Here is a 13,963-nt window from a genome sequence, read left to right as displayed (position 1 = left end):
GGCACCGAGCGTGCGGTCAGCCGAGCGGGCGTATCGGATCGCCTGCGAGGAACGCCCGGATGTCCTCGACGGCCTGGCCGTAGTACGTCGCGTAGTTGGCCCGGGAGACGTAGCCGAGGTGCGGGGTGGCGAGCAGCCGGGGTGCGGTGCGCAGCGGGTGATCGGCGGGCAGCGGTTCCTCGGCGAAGACGTCGAGGCCGGCGCCGGCGATCCGGCCGTCGCGCAGCGCGGCCAGCAGGGCGTCCTGGTCGACGATGGCCGCGCGGGAGGTGTTGACCAGGTAGGCGGTGGGCTTGAGGAGGGCGAGTTCGGCGGGGCCGAGCAGGCCGCGGGTGCGGTCACCGAGCGCGAGATGGACGGAGACGAAGTCGCTGTCGCTCAGCAACTGCTCTTTGGAGGAGGCAAGTTCGACGCCGACCTCGTCGGTGCGGTCCTCGGTGAGGTTCTGGCTCCACGCGCTCACGCGCATCCCGAAGGCCAGGCCCACCCGCGCCACCCGGCTGCCGATCTTGCCCAGTCCGAGGAGTCCGAGTCGGCGGCCGTGCAGGTCGGCGCCGACGACCTCGCAGGAGAACCGTGGATCGCCGGTCCGGGCGACGCGGGCGAGCCGCTGCTCGGCCTCTGGCCGGGACTGCCCGGGCGGCCCCGGATCGGGCACACCGCCCGCGACTGGCTGACCAAGCTGCACCTGGTCGCGGCGGGCGCGGGGATCACCACGGTGACGCCGGCGCTGCTGCCCGTCGCACCGCCCGGCGTGCGTTTCGCGGACGTCGACGGCGTCGCGGAGGAAGTGCGGCGCGTCAGCCTGGTGTCCGTGCCCGGGCCGGTCACGGCACCGGCCCGGGCACTGATGCACGCCCTGCGCCGGCAGGCCACCGAACCGGCCGGCTGACCGGCCGCGTCACGGCGCCGGTCGGCGGGTCTCCGCCGCCGGCAGGCCGGAGACCCAGCCAGGTGACGCCCACCCGCGGCGCAGCGCGGCGCACGGAAGCGGTGCGGAGCGGTCCCTACGGGTTCGGGGGTGCCGTGGGGGCAGGGCCGGTGCGGACGGCCGTCCAGCCCAGCAGCAGGATCAGCAGCCCGACCAGGGGCGCGGCGATGCTCCACCACGCCGCGACGGCCAGGGGCACGGCCCCGGCCACCAGCAGAGTCACCGCGAGGGCGCGGGACCTGCGTGCGACCGGCACGGCGGCGAGGACCAGCACGGCGCCGCCCAGGCCCAGGGCCCGGTCGAGGCCGTGCGCGGCGAGGCCGAGCCATCCGTACAGCGCCGCGAGTGCCGCCGTCAGGCCGGTGCTCCACCAGGTCCGTAGCGTGTCGTTCATGGATACCAGCCCTTCGGATCAGGTGAGTCGGGCGTCTTCGGCCGGGCGTCGGGGGCTGAGCAGGGTGCCGGCGGTGGGGCGGCCTGTCCGGAACGCCAGCAGCGGGTGCCACCCGGTGGGCAGCAGATCGGCCATGGCGTCGGTGAAGTGCGGGGGCAGCCCGGCGGCGTGTTCCCGGTCGATGCGTTCCAGCACCTGGTTCAGGGGCTGCACAGCCAGCCCCCGGGTGGTGGCCCACAGATGCATCCGCTGCCAGACACGGCCGGTCTCCAGGCGCCGGACGGCGTCGAGGCGGTCACGCACCAGCAGGATCCCGAACGCCGCCGCGGTGGCGACGTGGGTGTCCCGGGTCGCCCGCAGCCACCCGTCCTGGTTCTGCTCGCGGGAGGTGCCCAGCAGTTTCGCCGCCGCGCGGATCAGCGGTGACTGGCCCGAGGCGTCGATCGTGATGCCGTCCTTGCGGGACTGGATCTGCCGCCAGCCGGTGCGGTACCAGGCGAAGTCGTCGGCCGCCTGCCGCGGGTCCGCGATGATGGCCCGCGTCGCGCGGACGGTGAGCCCGCCGAAGATGTTCCTGCTCTTCTCGGACGCGAGCCAGAGCAGGCGTACGCCGGAGTCGGCGCCGATCTGACCGCGCAGCCCGGCGGCGACCTCGGCGCCGAGCGGGCGGCCGGTGTCGTAGGCGCCCCGGTCGGTGTGCCGCTTCGGGACGGCGGCGTACAGGGGTGAGTGCGCGACCGGTGCCGGGCTCAGGCGGATCCTCGCGACGTGGCCGACCCGAGCGGGGTCCGGCATCAGCGTGACCGCCGGCTGCCAGCCGCTGGGCGGTCCGGCCAGGACCATGTTCTCCACGGCGCAGCCCAGGGACACGTACATCTCGCGGCGCAGCGGATCCATGCTTCCCATACCGCGCCGCGGGTCGGCGTACAGGTCGATGTGGTCCCGGCCGACGCGGAAGAGCCAGGGCTGCGTGTTGTGGGCGCTGGCGGCCAGCACCCCGGCGCGCAGCAGGCTCAGCATGTCGCGACCGGGGCGGTCCCACTGGTCCCAGGCCGCGTACGCCGGGCCGGTCCCGGTGGCGAACACGCCTTCCTGCGCCGCCCGCCAGGTCAGCCCCCCGGCCCCGGCCACCGCGACGCTGCCCGCGGTCAGGCCGGCCGTGCCGAGGAACCGGCGCCGTCCGACCGGCTTGTTGTCGACGCTGCCACGCTCCACGGTCTCTGTTCCTCTCCCGCCGGACGGGGCCGGGGGCCGCCGTTGCGGCACCGGCGTCACCGGTCCGCCCCGTCGCTCTCTTCGGTGCTCACGCCGCGCTCCGGTCCCGGAGCCGTCGCCTGCCACTCCCGCCGTCCCTGATCGGTCAGGTACGGCTCCAGCGCCACCAGGACCAGATCCGCCCCCTCGGCGAGCTGGTCCGGGTCCTGGGGATCGCCCACCACGTCCAGGAACGCCGGCCAGTTCTCGGCGATCAGCCACACCGCGATCCCCAGCCGGCGAAGCGTGCCCGGCGGGCGGGGCGGCCGCATCAGCCCGTGCGCCACCAGTCGTTCCGCGAACCCCAGCCACTGGGCGAGCCTGCGCTCGTACACCTGGCGGTAGTCGGCGCGCAGTTGCGGATCGGCGCGCAGCAGCGCCCGGCTCTCCCGCTCGAAGAACCGGTACCGCCAGGCCAGCGCCGCCCCCGCGGCCACGTTCCGGCGCAGCGTCACCAGGTCGGCCGGTGCTTCCGGCGCCGGGTCCCACCGGTCCTCGTGCGCCGCCGCGTACCGGGCGTGGAGGTCGCGGACGATCTCCTTCTTACCGGTGAAGTGGTAGTAGAGGTTGCCCGGGCTGAGTCCGGCCGCCGCGGCGATGTGGTTGGTGCTGACCGCCGCGGTGCCGCGCTCGTTGAACAACTGCCGGGCGGCGTCGAGGATCCGGCCGCGGGTGGCCTGGGATTTCGCCCCCGATGCCGCACGCGGGCGGGCACCCGCCCCTTTTTTCGAGCTCATACTCTAATTAGAGCAAATCATCGAAACGGGTGTCACGCCCGTCACCGGCCGAGTGCCGTTCGGCGGTGCGGAGGGTGACCTTCGGCCCCGGCCCACGCGGCGCGGCGGGCCGGCCGCGGCTCGAGGGAGGACCGCCTCGCCCGGCTCCGGTGGCACGTCGGCCCGGATGGTGGAGAGCATTCCGGCCGGGCTGCCCCGAGGGTGCGGGTGACTCGGCGGCGGGGCGGCCTGTGCGGTGGTGCGCAGCCGCCGGCGGTGACGCGGCGGGGATTCTCCGACCCCGCGTCCGACGGCGGTGCCGAGCGCGCCCTCCGGGCCGGAGCCGAGGTCGGCGGCGTACTGCGGGCCGAAGGCCACGACGTGCTCGGGGGCCGTGGCTCGCGGGCCTCGGCGCGTGCTTCGACCTGCCGGCGGTTTCGGCCCGGGTGACAGTGCCGGGAACGGCCCCTGGACAAGGGGCCGTTCCTCTCCTCCTCACCGCGGTCGGCGACGCCCGGTGACATCGCCGACGTGACCGTCACACCCGCGTCCGGCAGCCGGCCACGTCAACGTGGCTGCGCCGCCGGCAGGGGCTCGGCGGGGTCGGGCACGGCGGTGGTGCCGGACCCCGCCCGCATCGCCACGCGGCCGGTGGCGGGCGGGCGCAGGAGGACGAAGGTGAGGACCGCGGCCAGGAAGGTCAGTCCGGCCGAGACGGTCAGGCACAGGCGCATGCCGTCGAGGAAGGATTCACCGACCGCGCCCCAGACCTGTCCGGCCCGGGCACCGAGCGGCACCGAGCCGACCGCGCCGAGGCCGCCGTCCCTCACCGCATCGGTGAGCCGGCCGGCGGTGGTGCCGTCCACGCCCGTCTCGGACAGGCGGCCCGGGAGCGCGGAGACCGCGCGGCCGGTGAGGAGGGCGCCGAGCACGGCGGGGCCGAGTGCGCCGCCGACCTGCCGGAAGGCGTTGTTGCCGGCGGCGGCCATCCCCGCGAGCGGATGCGGCACGGAGGCGACGGCGGTGGCCGTCATCGGAGTCGTCACCAGGCCCATGCCCAGGCCGAGCACGACCAGTCGCCAGCCGAGCGAGCCGAAGGAGGTGTCGGCCTCGGCACCCAGCAGCGTGAGGAGCGCGGCGGTCACCAGGAGCAGACCCGTAGTGATCATGAGGCGCGGTGACACCCTGTGCATCATGCGCCCGGCGATGCCGCTGACGATCAGCGCGGCTCCGGTGACCAGGAGCAGCCGCCATGCCGTACCGAGGGTGTCCAGGTGCTGGACCATTCCGAAGTAGAGGCTCAGCACGAAGAAGAACCCGATCATGGCGAGGAACGTGACCATGGCCACCAGGGTCGTCACGGCGAAGCCGGGGCTGCGGAAGAGCGCGAGGTCGAGCATCGGGTGCGAGGAGCGCCGTTCGGCCAGGACGAACAGCACTCCGCTGACGCCGGCGACGACGAGCGCGACGACCACCTGGGTGTCCCCGAAGGAGCCGGCGCCGCCCTGGATGACTCCGTGGACGAGCGAGGTGATGGCGAGCGCGGCGGTGATCTGGCCGGGCCAGTCGAGGCGTCCGGCACGCGGCGCGCGGGACTCGGGCAGCAGCCGCAGGGAGAGCCCGAGGGCGAGGAGCGTCACGGGTATCGGAACGAGGAAGATCCAGCGCCATTCGGCATGACCGAGGATCACCCCGGCGAGCATGCCGCCGACGGCGAGCGCGCCGAGCAGGCACATGGCCCAGAAGCCGATGAACTTGCCGCGTTCACGGTGGTCGGGCACGGCGTGGCTGATGAGTGTGAGGGTGGTGGGCAGCAGCGCGGCGGCACCGAGCCCGGAGAGCGCCTGGCCGGTCCACAGCCGGCCGACCGAGTGCGCGGTGAGGGAGGTGGCGGCACCGGCGGCGCAGAGCAGCAGTCCGGCGAGGTAGACCTTCTTGCGGCCGTGGACGTCGCCGAAGACGCCGGCGGTCAGGATGAAGGCCGCCATCGGCAGCACGAAGGCGTCGGAGACCCAGGACAGTTGCGAGGTGGTCGTGGAGAGCGCCGACTGGATGGCGGTCAGGCTCACCGAGACGCTCGTCACCGGCAGATAGGCGACGAAGACGCCGAGGCAGGCCAGGAGGAGCGTCGTCCCGCGACGGGACCCGGCTGCGGACGGTGGCTGGGGCAAGACGACTCCTTACGGCGCGCCGGGCTCCGGCGCAGGCACTGTCGACGACGTGGGGGCGAGGGGTACGGCGGGGTGCACCGTGCGGGACCGGGTGGGACTGCGTCCGGTGATCACGCGTCCCGCGGCGCGACCGCGGCACACGCCGGGATGCGCGGTGCTCCCGCAGCGGTGGCGAGGGAGCGCTCCGGGAACCCGTCGGCGAATCCTCCGGCAGTCTCTTGCAGACCGAGGAGTACTCCCAAACCCCTGGGCCTTCATGGCCACAAACCGCCGCCTGGGAGCAGGCAATGGGATGCTTCCTCCATGCTCGACCCACTGGACAGTCATATCCTCCACGCGCTGCATGTGGCACCGCGTGCGCCGTTCCGGCTGGTCGGGGAGGTGGTGGGGGCTTCGGAGCAGACCGTCGCGCGGCGCTACCGGGCGATGCGGCGCGGGGGCATGGTGCGGGTGGTGGGGCTCGTCAACCCGGCTGTGCACGGTCTCCTCACGAGCGTCGTACGGATCTCGCTGCGCCCGGACCGGATCGACACCCTCGCCGAGGCGGTCATCCGGCTGCCCGAGATCTCCTTCGCGAACGTCTCCTTCGGCGGCTCGGAGATCGTCTGCTCGCTGGAGGCGCCCCACGACGGGCGGATGCCGGACGTGCTGCGCCAACTCGCCCGCTTCCCGGGGGTGCTGGGGCTCGACACGCGCATGATGCTGCACACCTACTCCCCGCCCGGCGCCGACTGGGCACGACTCGGTCCCTCGCTCCCCGAGGAAGCGGTGGCACGGCTGCGTGCCCGGCTGCCCCGTCCAAAACCGCAGGGCCTCCCGGTCGAGTTGGCCGGGGAGGACAGCGCACTGCTCGCGGTGCTCGCCGAGGACGGCCGGGCGAGCCAGGCCACACTCGCCGAGCGCACCGGCTGGACCACCGGCCGCGTCGCACGCCGTCTGGAGGTGCTGGAGAGCTCCGGCACGCTCTTCTACGACGTGGACATCGTCCCGGAGCGGCTGGGCCACCCCTTCAGTGCGGCGCTGTGGCTGAATACCTCCCCGAAGCGGCTGCACGCCACGGGCACGGCGGTCGCCGCCCTCCCCCGCGTCGTCTTCGCGTCGGCCACGACCGGCGAGCAGAACCTGATGGCGATCGTCACGTGCTCGGACGCCGCCGACTTCTACGACTGGCTGAGCCGCAGCCTGGCGACGGTTCCCGGCGTCACCGGCTACACGGTGAGCGTCCGGCTGCGCGCCCTCAAACGGGCCGCGTCCCTGGTCTACCGGGGGCGGCTGGTCGCACCGGCCCCGCGGCGGTGAGGACACCGGCGGCGAGCCGGGAGGAAGCGGGGGAAGCGGGCACGAAGGACAGCTCGGGACCGAGCCGGTGAGCGGGGGCGGAACGGCGGTGCGGCGCGCGTCGGGCGTCGGACGTCGGACGTCGGGCGTCGGGCGTCGGGCGTCACGGCTTCCCCCGGCCGGATCCCGGCGCAGGCCACGGCTGTGACGGCCGGCGCACACCGGCACGGAGAGCCGCGAGGCGGCAGACGCATGGGGAGAAGCACAGGGGGCAGCCGAACGGAGTCGAGCCCCGGGGTGCCCTCGGCCGGACGAGATCCACGGGGGAGGGGTGATTCGCAGGGCGATCGGCCCCGTTACCATGGCTTTGGTTTGAGAGTCTCAAAGGTTTCCTTATGACCGGGACTCAGCGTCACTTCTCCCCCATGCAGGAAGGCCCGCCGTGAACACCCTCTCCGGGCGCCGAACCCGTCTCGTCGCCGCCACCACCGTGGCGGCCGGACTCATGCTCGTGTCCGCCTGTACCTCCAGCGGCGGCGGAGGCAGCGCCTCCAGGACCGCCGCGGGCGGCGTCCAGCTCGTCAAGGCGGGTCAGCTCACCACCTGCACCCACCTGCCCTACCCGCCGTTCCAGTCGGAGATCGACGGAAAGGTCCAGGGGTTCGACGTCTCCCTGATCGACCTGGTCGCCAAGGACCTGGGCGTGAAGCAGAAGATCCTCGACACGCCCTTCGAGAACTTCAAGACCGGCGCCTTCCTCAACTCCGGCGAGTGCGACCTCGCCGCCGCCGGCATGACCATCACCGCGGAACGCAAGAAGAACGTCGACTTCTCCGACCCGTACTTCAACGCCACCCAGGCTCTCCTGGTGGACAAGAACGCCGGGGTGAACTCCCTCGCCGACGTGAAGTCCAAGAACATCAAGCTCGGTGCCCAGGCCCAGACCACCGGCGAGGACTACGTCACCAAGCAGGGCTTCGACCCGGTCTCCTTCGAGTCCTCCGACGCCGTCCTCAACGGTCTGCGCACCGGCCAGGTAAAGGCCGTCGTCATCGACTACCCGGTCGTCCAGGGCTGGCTGAAGGACAAGGCCAACGCCGACGCCTTCAAGGTCGCCGGCAATCTCCAGACCGGGGAGCAGTACGGGTTCACCGTGAAGAAGGGCAACACCGCGCTGCTGAAGGCCGTCGACAAGGCGATCGCCGACGCCAAGGCCGACGGCACGTACAAGAAGCTCTACGAGCAGTGGATCGGCCCGTACGACGCGTCCGCGGCCTCCCCGTCCGCCTCATGAGCGAAACCCGGCTCGAGGTCCCGCCCCGCCGCAAGGGGATGACCAGGCGCCAGAAGCGCAGCCTGTCGCGCGGGATCCAGTACGTCGTCTTCGCCGCCGCCGTGATCGCCTTCGCGGTCACGGCGGACTGGGGCCGGCTGCAGAACCAGTTCGCCCAGGCCGACATCGCCCGGCGGATGTTCCCCGACGTCATCACCCTGGCGCTGAGGAACACCGTCGTCTACACCGTGACCGGGTTCGCGGTGGGTCTGGCCCTCGGCATGGTCATCGCGCTGATGCGTCTGTCGTCGGTGGGGCCCTACCGCTGGCTCGCGGGTGTCTACATCGAGATCTTCCGCGGGCTGCCCGCCCTGCTGATCTTCATCTTCATCGGGGTCGCGGTGCCGCTGGCCTTCCCCGGCACGGAGATCGTGGGCGGCACGTACGGCAAGGTCGCCCTGGCGCTGGGCCTGGTGGCGGCCGCGTACATGGCGGAGACGATCCGGGCGGGCATCCAGGCGGTCCCCAAGGGCCAGCTGGAGGCGGCCCGTTCGCTGGGTTTCTCACCCGCCCGCGCGATGGTCTCGATCATCGTTCCGCAGGCGTTCCGGATCATCCTGCCGCCCCTGACCAATGAACTCGTCCTGCTGTTCAAGGACTCCTCGCTGGTGCTGTTCCTCGGTGTCACCCTCGAGGAGCGCGAACTGTCCAAGTACGGCCGCGACCTGGCCAGTACGACCGCCAACTCCACGCCCATCCTGGTCGCCGGCCTGTGCTACCTGCTGATCACGATCCCGCTCGGCTTCGTCGTGCGCCGCATGGAGGCGAAGGCCCAGGAGGCCGTGAAATGAGCCGACCGGAGATCGAAGTCCGCGCGCTGCACAAGTCGTTCGGCGACAACGAGGTGCTGCGCGGCATCGACCTGGAGATCGGCCGGGGCGACGTGGTGTGCGTCATCGGCCCGTCGGGCTCCGGCAAGTCCACCCTGCTGCGCTGCGTGAACCTCCTGGAGGACCCCACCGCGGGGCAGGTCTTCGTCGGCGGCGTCGAGCTCACCGACCCCGACGTCGACATCGACGCCGTGCGCCGCCGGATCGGGATGGTCTTCCAGCAGTTCAACCTCTTCCCGCACCTCACGGTGACCGAGAACCTCACGCTGCCGCAGCGCCGGGTCCTGCGGCGCGGCAAGGCGGAGGCGGCCCGCGTCGCCGCCGGGAACCTGGAGAGGGTGGGCCTGTCGGACAAGGCGGCCGCCTACCCCTCCTCGCTCTCCGGCGGCCAGCAGCAGCGCGTCGCGATCGCCCGCGCGCTCGCCATGGGTCCCGAGGTGATGCTGTTCGACGAGCCGACGTCCGCGCTGGACCCCGAGCTGGTCGGGGACGTCCTCGCGGTGATGCGCATGCTCGCCCGGGACGGCATGACGATGATGGTGGTCACCCACGAGATGACCTTCGCCCGGGAGGTCGCCGACCGGGTCGTCTTCATGGACGGCGGAGTGATCGTCGAGGACGGGACGCCCGAGCAGGTCATCGGCAGCCCGCGTCACGAACGCACGCGGCACTTCCTCTCCCGCCTCCTCGACCCGGCGATGGCAGAGGTGGAGGAGGAGACCTCACCACGGCAGGGACCCGCCTGACCGGCAGCCGTCCCGGCGCGGAGTGGTCAGGCGGTTCTGACGGCGGTGCCACCGCCCCGGAGCGCGGCCACCTCGTCGGCGGGTGCGGTGGAGTCGGTGACGAGGGTGTGCACAAGGGTGGAGGGGCCGACGTAGGCATAGGCGGTGCGGCCGAGTTTGCCACCGTCCGCGGCGGCGACGGTGCGGCGTGCGGAGGCGATGCCCGCCTTCTTCACCGCGGCGTCGTCGAGGTCGTAGGCGGTCAGGCCGTCGGCCGCACTCAGTCCGCAGCAGCCGATGACGGCGGTGTCGAAGCGCAGGGCCGCCAGAGAGGCGAGGGTCAGGGGGCCGGTGAGGGCGCCCTCGGCGGCGCGCGGCTGCCCGCCCGGCACGACCAGCGTGGCCGGGCCGGGTGTCTCCCCGAGCAGGTGGATGGCCTGCAGGGACAGGGGCATCACGGTGACAGGCCGCTCGCGCAGGAGGCGGGCGACCTCCAGACAGGTGGTACCGCTGTCCAGCAGGACGCTCTCACCGTCGGCGATGAGTGCGCAGACCTCGGCGGCGATCCGGCGTTTGGCGTCGACCGCATCGTGGGCGCGCAGCCCGAACGGGGGCTCCTCGCCCCTGAGCAGCAGGGTGCGTGCCCCGCCCCGGACGCGTTCGAGGACACCCTGGGCGGCCAGGGTGTCGAGATCTCGCCGGATGGTCATCTCCGAGGCCCCGGTCAGCGCGGCGAGCTCCTGGACCGTGGCGCCGCCGGAGTCCCTGACTGCCTTCGCGATCAGCCCGTGCCGGTCTGCGTTACTCATACCGCGATTGAACACCACTGGACACCACCCGAAAACGAACAATCAAATTGTTCATTAGTATGGCTTTCGAACATAAGTAATGTTCGTTACGGTGGGCGGCATGGAACGTTCGCTCCGGGCCGCCCGTGTGGCGACCTACGTCTACTTCGTCCTGTGCGGCACCCTGATGGGCGCCTGGGTGGTGCACATCCCTTCCGTCGAGGAGCGGGTGGGCATCGACCACGCCGCGCTGGGCGGTCTGCTGGTGCTGCTCGGGCTCGGGGCCTTCGCCGGGATGCGGGTGGCCGGTCCTCTGACCGACCGTCTCGGCGCGCGCGTCGTGGTGCCCGCCGGCGGGGCGCTGTGCGGCGCGGCCCTGGCCCTGCCCGGTCTCGCCCGAGACCCGTGGACACTGGCGGGTGCCCTGCTGGTCTTCGGGTTCTGCAACGGCTGCCTGGACGTGAGCATGAACGCTCACGCCGTGCACGTGGAGAAGGCGTACGGCCGCCCCGTCATGTCGGGCTTCCACGCCACGTTCTCCGTCGGCGGCGTCCTCGCCTCCCTCATCGGGGCGGCTGCCACGAACGCCGGCCTGGACCCGGTCGGGAGCATGACCGCGGTGGGAGCCCTGGGCATCGTGATCGCCCTGGCCTCGGCACGTGCTCTGCTGCCGGCCGCTCCCGCCGCCGAGAGCACCGGCTCCCCGGCGCGGACGGAGGCCTCACCGTCCGTCGAGCGCCGCGGCCCGGCAGGGCGGATCCGGCTCCTCGCCGTCCTGGCACTGATGGTCATGCTGTGCGAGGGCGCGGCGAACGACTGGAGTGCCCTGCACCTGGAGGACGTCCTCGGCGCGTCGGCCGCCACCGCCGCTTTCGCCTACGGCACCTTCGCGGCGGCCATGACCGTCGGCCGGCTCCTGGCCGACCGCCTCGCCGCCCGGTTCGGTTCCATGGCGGTCCTGCGCCACGGCGCGGCCACGGCCGCCGCCGGCATCACACTCGTGGCTCTCGGCCCGTGGATGTGGGCCGCGTTCGCAGGCTGGGGGCTGTTCGGACTGGGCCTGTCCGGCTGCGTCCCCCAGCTGTTCAGCGCGGCCGGGCACGCCGACCCCGCAGCCGCCGGCGCCAATGTCTCCCGGGTCGCCGGCCTCGGCTACGTCGGCATGCTCGCCGGCCCCGCCGTCATCGGATGGCTGACCCACCTGGTCGCCCTCGACCACGCCTTCGTCCTGCTGACCCTGCTGTGCGTCACCACCGCCGTCGCCGCCGGGGTCCTGCGCACCGGCTCCGACCGCACGCCCCGGAGCGACATGGCACCCATCGGCCACTGAACGCTTGCGCGGGACGGTTTCCCGCCCCGGGCCGCACGAGCACCACCACCCCGTCCGCCCCGCCCCTCGCCGAAGACCTCCGCCGGCCCCGTGCGAACGTCGCCGTGAGCACGACGGGCGTCACGGCCGGGGCTTGTGCGCGAGCACCCACCGGTTTCCTTCCAGCGCGTCGTTCGGCTCCGGGCAGGGGCCACGTCCGTGCCGGCGGGTGAAGTCGAAGGGCGTGTACATCGAGGTGGACCAGCCCTTGGCCTTCAGGGCACCCGCGGAGTCGGGCCGTGGCCCCTTGTCGAAGAGGTGGAGCAGGTCGATGCCGGTGTGCTCTCGCGTCGCCGTGTAGATCGGGCTGTCGCGGTACACCAGCAGGTCCTTTTCCAGCTTGGCCTCGAAGGCCAGAGCGCTGCCTTCGGCGGTCAGCCCGTCCACCGTGTCGATGAGGCACGTCTCGGCGGGGCCCGGCAGGTAGAAGAGGAGTCCCTCGGCCAGCCAGACGCTCGGTGCGGCCGGGTCGAAGCCGACGGCGGTCAGCGCGCCGGCCCAGTCCGCGCGCAGGTCGACCGGTACGGGGACGCGCTTCGTCCTCGGGATGGCCGCCAGGTCCGTGAGCACCTGGTGCTTGAACTCCAGCACACCCGCCCGGTCGATCTCGAAGACCGCGCAGCCGGGCGGCCAGTCCAGCCGGAAGGCGCGGGTGTCCAATCCCGCTCCCAGCAGGACCACCTGCCGGGGGCCCGTCCGCACCGACCGGAGCAGGAAGTCGTCGAGGACCCTGGTCCGCAGGCCGAAGTAGCGGGTGAACCGCCCCCACAGCGGGTTGCCGTCCCCGTCCGGGACCTGCTGGATGCGCACCGGCCAGTCCCGGCACACCGGGGCGGCCCGCACGAAGTGTTCCGCGTAGGCGTCCCGGGCGAGGCTGTCGTCGCGGTGGGTCTCGATCGCCCGTGCCGCGGCGACCAGGAGGGCGGTCAGGCCCACCCCTCCGTCCACGCCTTCCCTGTCCGTGTGCTGCGGTGCCGTGCCGGTCATGTCTCCTCCGTCGGCGGGGGTGGGGACCGCGAGCTTCCTGCTCGTCGGATGCGGTGGGTCCGCGGTGCCGCGTGCCGCGCTCACCGGCTTCTCCCGGCCGGGAGCAGGACGGGTTTGACCACGCGGCCGGCGTCGCAGTCACGCTCGGCCTCATTGATGTCGGACAGCGGGTAGGTGCGGATGAGCTGGTCGAAGGGGAAGCGTCCGGCCTGCCAGAGCCGGGTCAGCAGCGGTACCAGCAGTCCGGGGACGGCGTCCCCTTCGCAGATGTGGCGGATGCTGCGACCCCGGTCGAGCGTGCCCGGTGCGAGCGGCAGAGCGGTGCGGAGCCGTGCGACCAGGCCGAGGCTGCCGGTGGGGCGCAGTGCGCGGAGCGCATCGTTGACGAGCGGGGCGGAGGCCGTGGTGTCGAGGCCGTACTGCGCGCCGCCGCCGGTGAGCCGCCGGATCCGCTCGGCCCGTCCGGGCGTTCCGGCGGGCAGCGGGATCGCGCCGAACCGTTCGGCCAGTGCGAGCCGTCGGGGGTGCCGGTCGACGGCCACGGTCAGCACGCCGGCGGCGGTGGCCGCCATCACCGCGGCCAGGCCCACGGCTCCCGCGCCGAGAACGACGAGGGTGTCGCCCGGGCCGGCGGCGAAGGTGTTCAGCACGGCTCCGGCGCCGGTGAGGAAGCCGCAGCCGAGCGGCCCGAGCAGTTCGACGGGCAGCGCGGGGTCGACCCGGACGGCGTTGCGGGCCGAGACGAGCGCGTACTCAGCGAAGGAGGACTGGCCGAACCACCGGGGGGCCAGCGCTCCCCCGGCGGCGTCGGTGAGCCGCGGCGCCTCCTTTCCGCGGCCCCCGAAGAGGTTGAGGGAGGCGAAGGAGTCGCAGTAGGCAGGGGCCGCGCCGCGGCAGTTGCGGCAGTGCCCGCAGGAGTCGAAGCTCAGCACCACGTGGTCCCCGACGCCGAGCGCGGTGTCAAAGCCGCCGCCCGTCCGCACCACGACCCCGGATCCCTCGTGGCCGAGCACCGCCGGCAGCGGGCTGCTGCCGGCCGATCGCCGGACCGCGAGATCGGTCCGGCACATCCCGCAGCCGGCGATCTCGACCAGGACCTCGCCGGCGGCGGGTTCCGTCCGCAGGGCCACCTCCTCGACCGTGAAGGGGTCCTCGTGCGAGCGCAGCACGGCCGCCCGGAACCTCAC

At 73.0% G+C, this 13,963-nt stretch carries 12 protein-coding genes and 2 pseudogenes; 6 read left to right on the top strand and 8 right to left on the bottom strand.

The genetic code is table 11. From position 1 onward, the window contains the following. Positions 1–16: 16 nt before the first annotated feature. Positions 17–559 (bottom strand): annotated as a pseudogene (locus ABZ862_RS24675) (NAD(P)-dependent oxidoreductase); the annotation flags it as partial. Between ABZ862_RS24675 and ABZ862_RS24670 the strand changes: the two are divergent. Beyond that, positions 557–892 (top strand): annotated as a pseudogene (locus ABZ862_RS24670) (LysR substrate-binding domain-containing protein); the annotation flags it as partial. The pseudogenes ABZ862_RS24675 and ABZ862_RS24670 overlap by 3 nt on opposite strands. A gap of 115 nt (positions 893–1,007) precedes the next feature. Here ABZ862_RS24670 and ABZ862_RS24665 read toward each other — a convergent pair. The 4 genes from ABZ862_RS24665 to ABZ862_RS24650 form a co-directional block, all read right to left on the bottom strand. Next, positions 1,008–1,325 (bottom strand): hypothetical protein, encoded by a 318-nt coding sequence (locus ABZ862_RS24665; protein ID WP_360961746.1) that lies wholly within the window; start codon positions 1,323–1,325, stop codon positions 1,008–1,010. A gap of 18 nt (positions 1,326–1,343) precedes the next feature. Next, positions 1,344–2,540: a hypothetical protein gene (locus ABZ862_RS24660; protein ID WP_360961743.1), complete on the bottom strand. Its 1,197-nt coding sequence runs from the start codon at positions 2,538–2,540 to the stop codon at positions 1,344–1,346. A 56-nt stretch (positions 2,541–2,596) separates the two neighbouring features. Continuing rightward, positions 2,597–3,316, bottom strand: coding sequence for a TetR/AcrR family transcriptional regulator (locus ABZ862_RS24655; protein WP_360961740.1), 720 nt, complete (start codon positions 3,314–3,316; stop codon positions 2,597–2,599). 545 nt (positions 3,317–3,861) lie between these two features. Then, the gene (locus ABZ862_RS24650; protein ID WP_360961738.1) at positions 3,862–5,466 is read right to left on the bottom strand and encodes an MFS transporter; all 1,605 of its coding nucleotides are present in this window, start codon (positions 5,464–5,466) and stop codon (positions 3,862–3,864) included. A gap of 303 nt (positions 5,467–5,769) precedes the next feature. Here ABZ862_RS24650 and ABZ862_RS24645 point away from each other — a divergent pair, with 303 nt between their 5' ends. The 4 genes from ABZ862_RS24645 to ABZ862_RS24630 all read left to right on the top strand — a co-directional run bounded on the left by ABZ862_RS24645 (position 5,770) and on the right by ABZ862_RS24630 (position 9,653). Then, the gene (locus ABZ862_RS24645; RefSeq protein WP_360961735.1) at positions 5,770–6,765 is read left to right on the top strand and encodes an Lrp/AsnC family transcriptional regulator; all 996 of its coding nucleotides are present in this window, start codon (positions 5,770–5,772) and stop codon (positions 6,763–6,765) included. Positions 6,766–7,186: 421 nt separating this feature from the next. Next, positions 7,187–8,038 carry a transporter substrate-binding domain-containing protein gene (locus ABZ862_RS24640; protein ID WP_360961732.1) on the top strand — a complete coding sequence of 284 codons (852 nt, stop codon included), beginning with the start codon at positions 7,187–7,189 and terminating at the stop codon, positions 8,036–8,038. Next, the gene (locus ABZ862_RS24635; RefSeq protein WP_360961729.1) at positions 8,035–8,868 is read left to right on the top strand and encodes an amino acid ABC transporter permease; all 834 of its coding nucleotides are present in this window, start codon (positions 8,035–8,037) and stop codon (positions 8,866–8,868) included. Before ABZ862_RS24640 ends, ABZ862_RS24635 begins: the two co-directional genes overlap by 4 nt. After that, a complete protein-coding gene (locus ABZ862_RS24630; protein WP_360961726.1) occupies positions 8,865–9,653 on the top strand; it encodes an amino acid ABC transporter ATP-binding protein in 789 nt (262 codons plus the stop codon). Before ABZ862_RS24635 ends, ABZ862_RS24630 begins: the two co-directional genes overlap by 4 nt. A gap of 26 nt (positions 9,654–9,679) precedes the next feature. On the opposite strand, the gene ABZ862_RS24625 is transcribed toward ABZ862_RS24630, so the two are convergent. Next, complete coding sequence (locus ABZ862_RS24625) at positions 9,680–10,441, bottom strand: DeoR/GlpR family DNA-binding transcription regulator (protein ID WP_360961723.1); 762 nt, start codon at positions 10,439–10,441, stop codon at positions 9,680–9,682. A 100-nt stretch (positions 10,442–10,541) separates the two neighbouring features. Between ABZ862_RS24625 and ABZ862_RS24620 the strand changes: the two genes are divergently transcribed. Next, entirely contained in the window at positions 10,542–11,750 is a 1,209-nt protein-coding gene (locus tag ABZ862_RS24620) for an MFS transporter (protein WP_360961720.1), read from the top strand. Positions 11,751–11,870: 120 nt separating this feature from the next. Here ABZ862_RS24620 and ABZ862_RS24615 read toward each other — a convergent pair whose 3' ends face one another. Together ABZ862_RS24615 and ABZ862_RS24610 are read right to left on the bottom strand one after the other, a co-directional pair. Next, a complete protein-coding gene (locus ABZ862_RS24615) occupies positions 11,871–12,776 on the bottom strand; it encodes a class I SAM-dependent methyltransferase (protein WP_360961717.1) in 906 nt (301 codons plus the stop codon). An 80-nt stretch (positions 12,777–12,856) separates the two neighbouring features. Beyond that, positions 12,857–13,963: an NAD(P)-dependent alcohol dehydrogenase gene (locus ABZ862_RS24610; RefSeq protein ID WP_360962037.1), complete on the bottom strand. Its 1,107-nt coding sequence runs from the start codon at positions 13,961–13,963 to the stop codon at positions 12,857–12,859.

It is taken from the genome of Streptomyces sp. NPDC047000 (genome assembly GCF_040644295.1).
GTDB lineage: Bacteria > Actinomycetota > Actinomycetes > Streptomycetales > Streptomycetaceae > Streptomyces.
Note: the sequence above shows the minus strand (reverse complement) of the source record. Positions and strands in the feature narration are given on the sequence as shown.

What these genes read in the sequence shown, in the direction of transcription:
- ABZ862_RS24665 (WP_360961746.1), bottom strand. Translation starts at nt 1,325, where the DNA reads ATGAACGACACGCTACGGACCTGGTGGAGCACCGGCCTGACGGCGGCA.
- ABZ862_RS24655 (WP_360961740.1), bottom strand. Translation starts at nt 3,316, where the DNA reads ATGAGCTCGAAAAAAGGGGCGGGTGCCCGCCCGCGTGCGGCATCGGGG.
- ABZ862_RS24645 (WP_360961735.1), top strand. Translation starts at nt 5,770, where the DNA reads ATGCTCGACCCACTGGACAGTCATATCCTCCACGCGCTGCATGTGGCA.
- ABZ862_RS24635 (WP_360961729.1), top strand. Translation starts at nt 8,035, where the DNA reads ATGAGCGAAACCCGGCTCGAGGTCCCGCCCCGCCGCAAGGGGATGACC.
- ABZ862_RS24630 (WP_360961726.1), top strand. Translation starts at nt 8,865, where the DNA reads ATGAGCCGACCGGAGATCGAAGTCCGCGCGCTGCACAAGTCGTTCGGC.
- ABZ862_RS24625 (WP_360961723.1), bottom strand. Translation starts at nt 10,441, where the DNA reads ATGAGTAACGCAGACCGGCACGGGCTGATCGCGAAGGCAGTCAGGGAC.
- ABZ862_RS24620 (WP_360961720.1), top strand. Translation starts at nt 10,542, where the DNA reads ATGGAACGTTCGCTCCGGGCCGCCCGTGTGGCGACCTACGTCTACTTC.
- ABZ862_RS24615 (WP_360961717.1), bottom strand. Translation starts at nt 12,776, where the DNA reads ATGACCGGCACGGCACCGCAGCACACGGACAGGGAAGGCGTGGACGGA.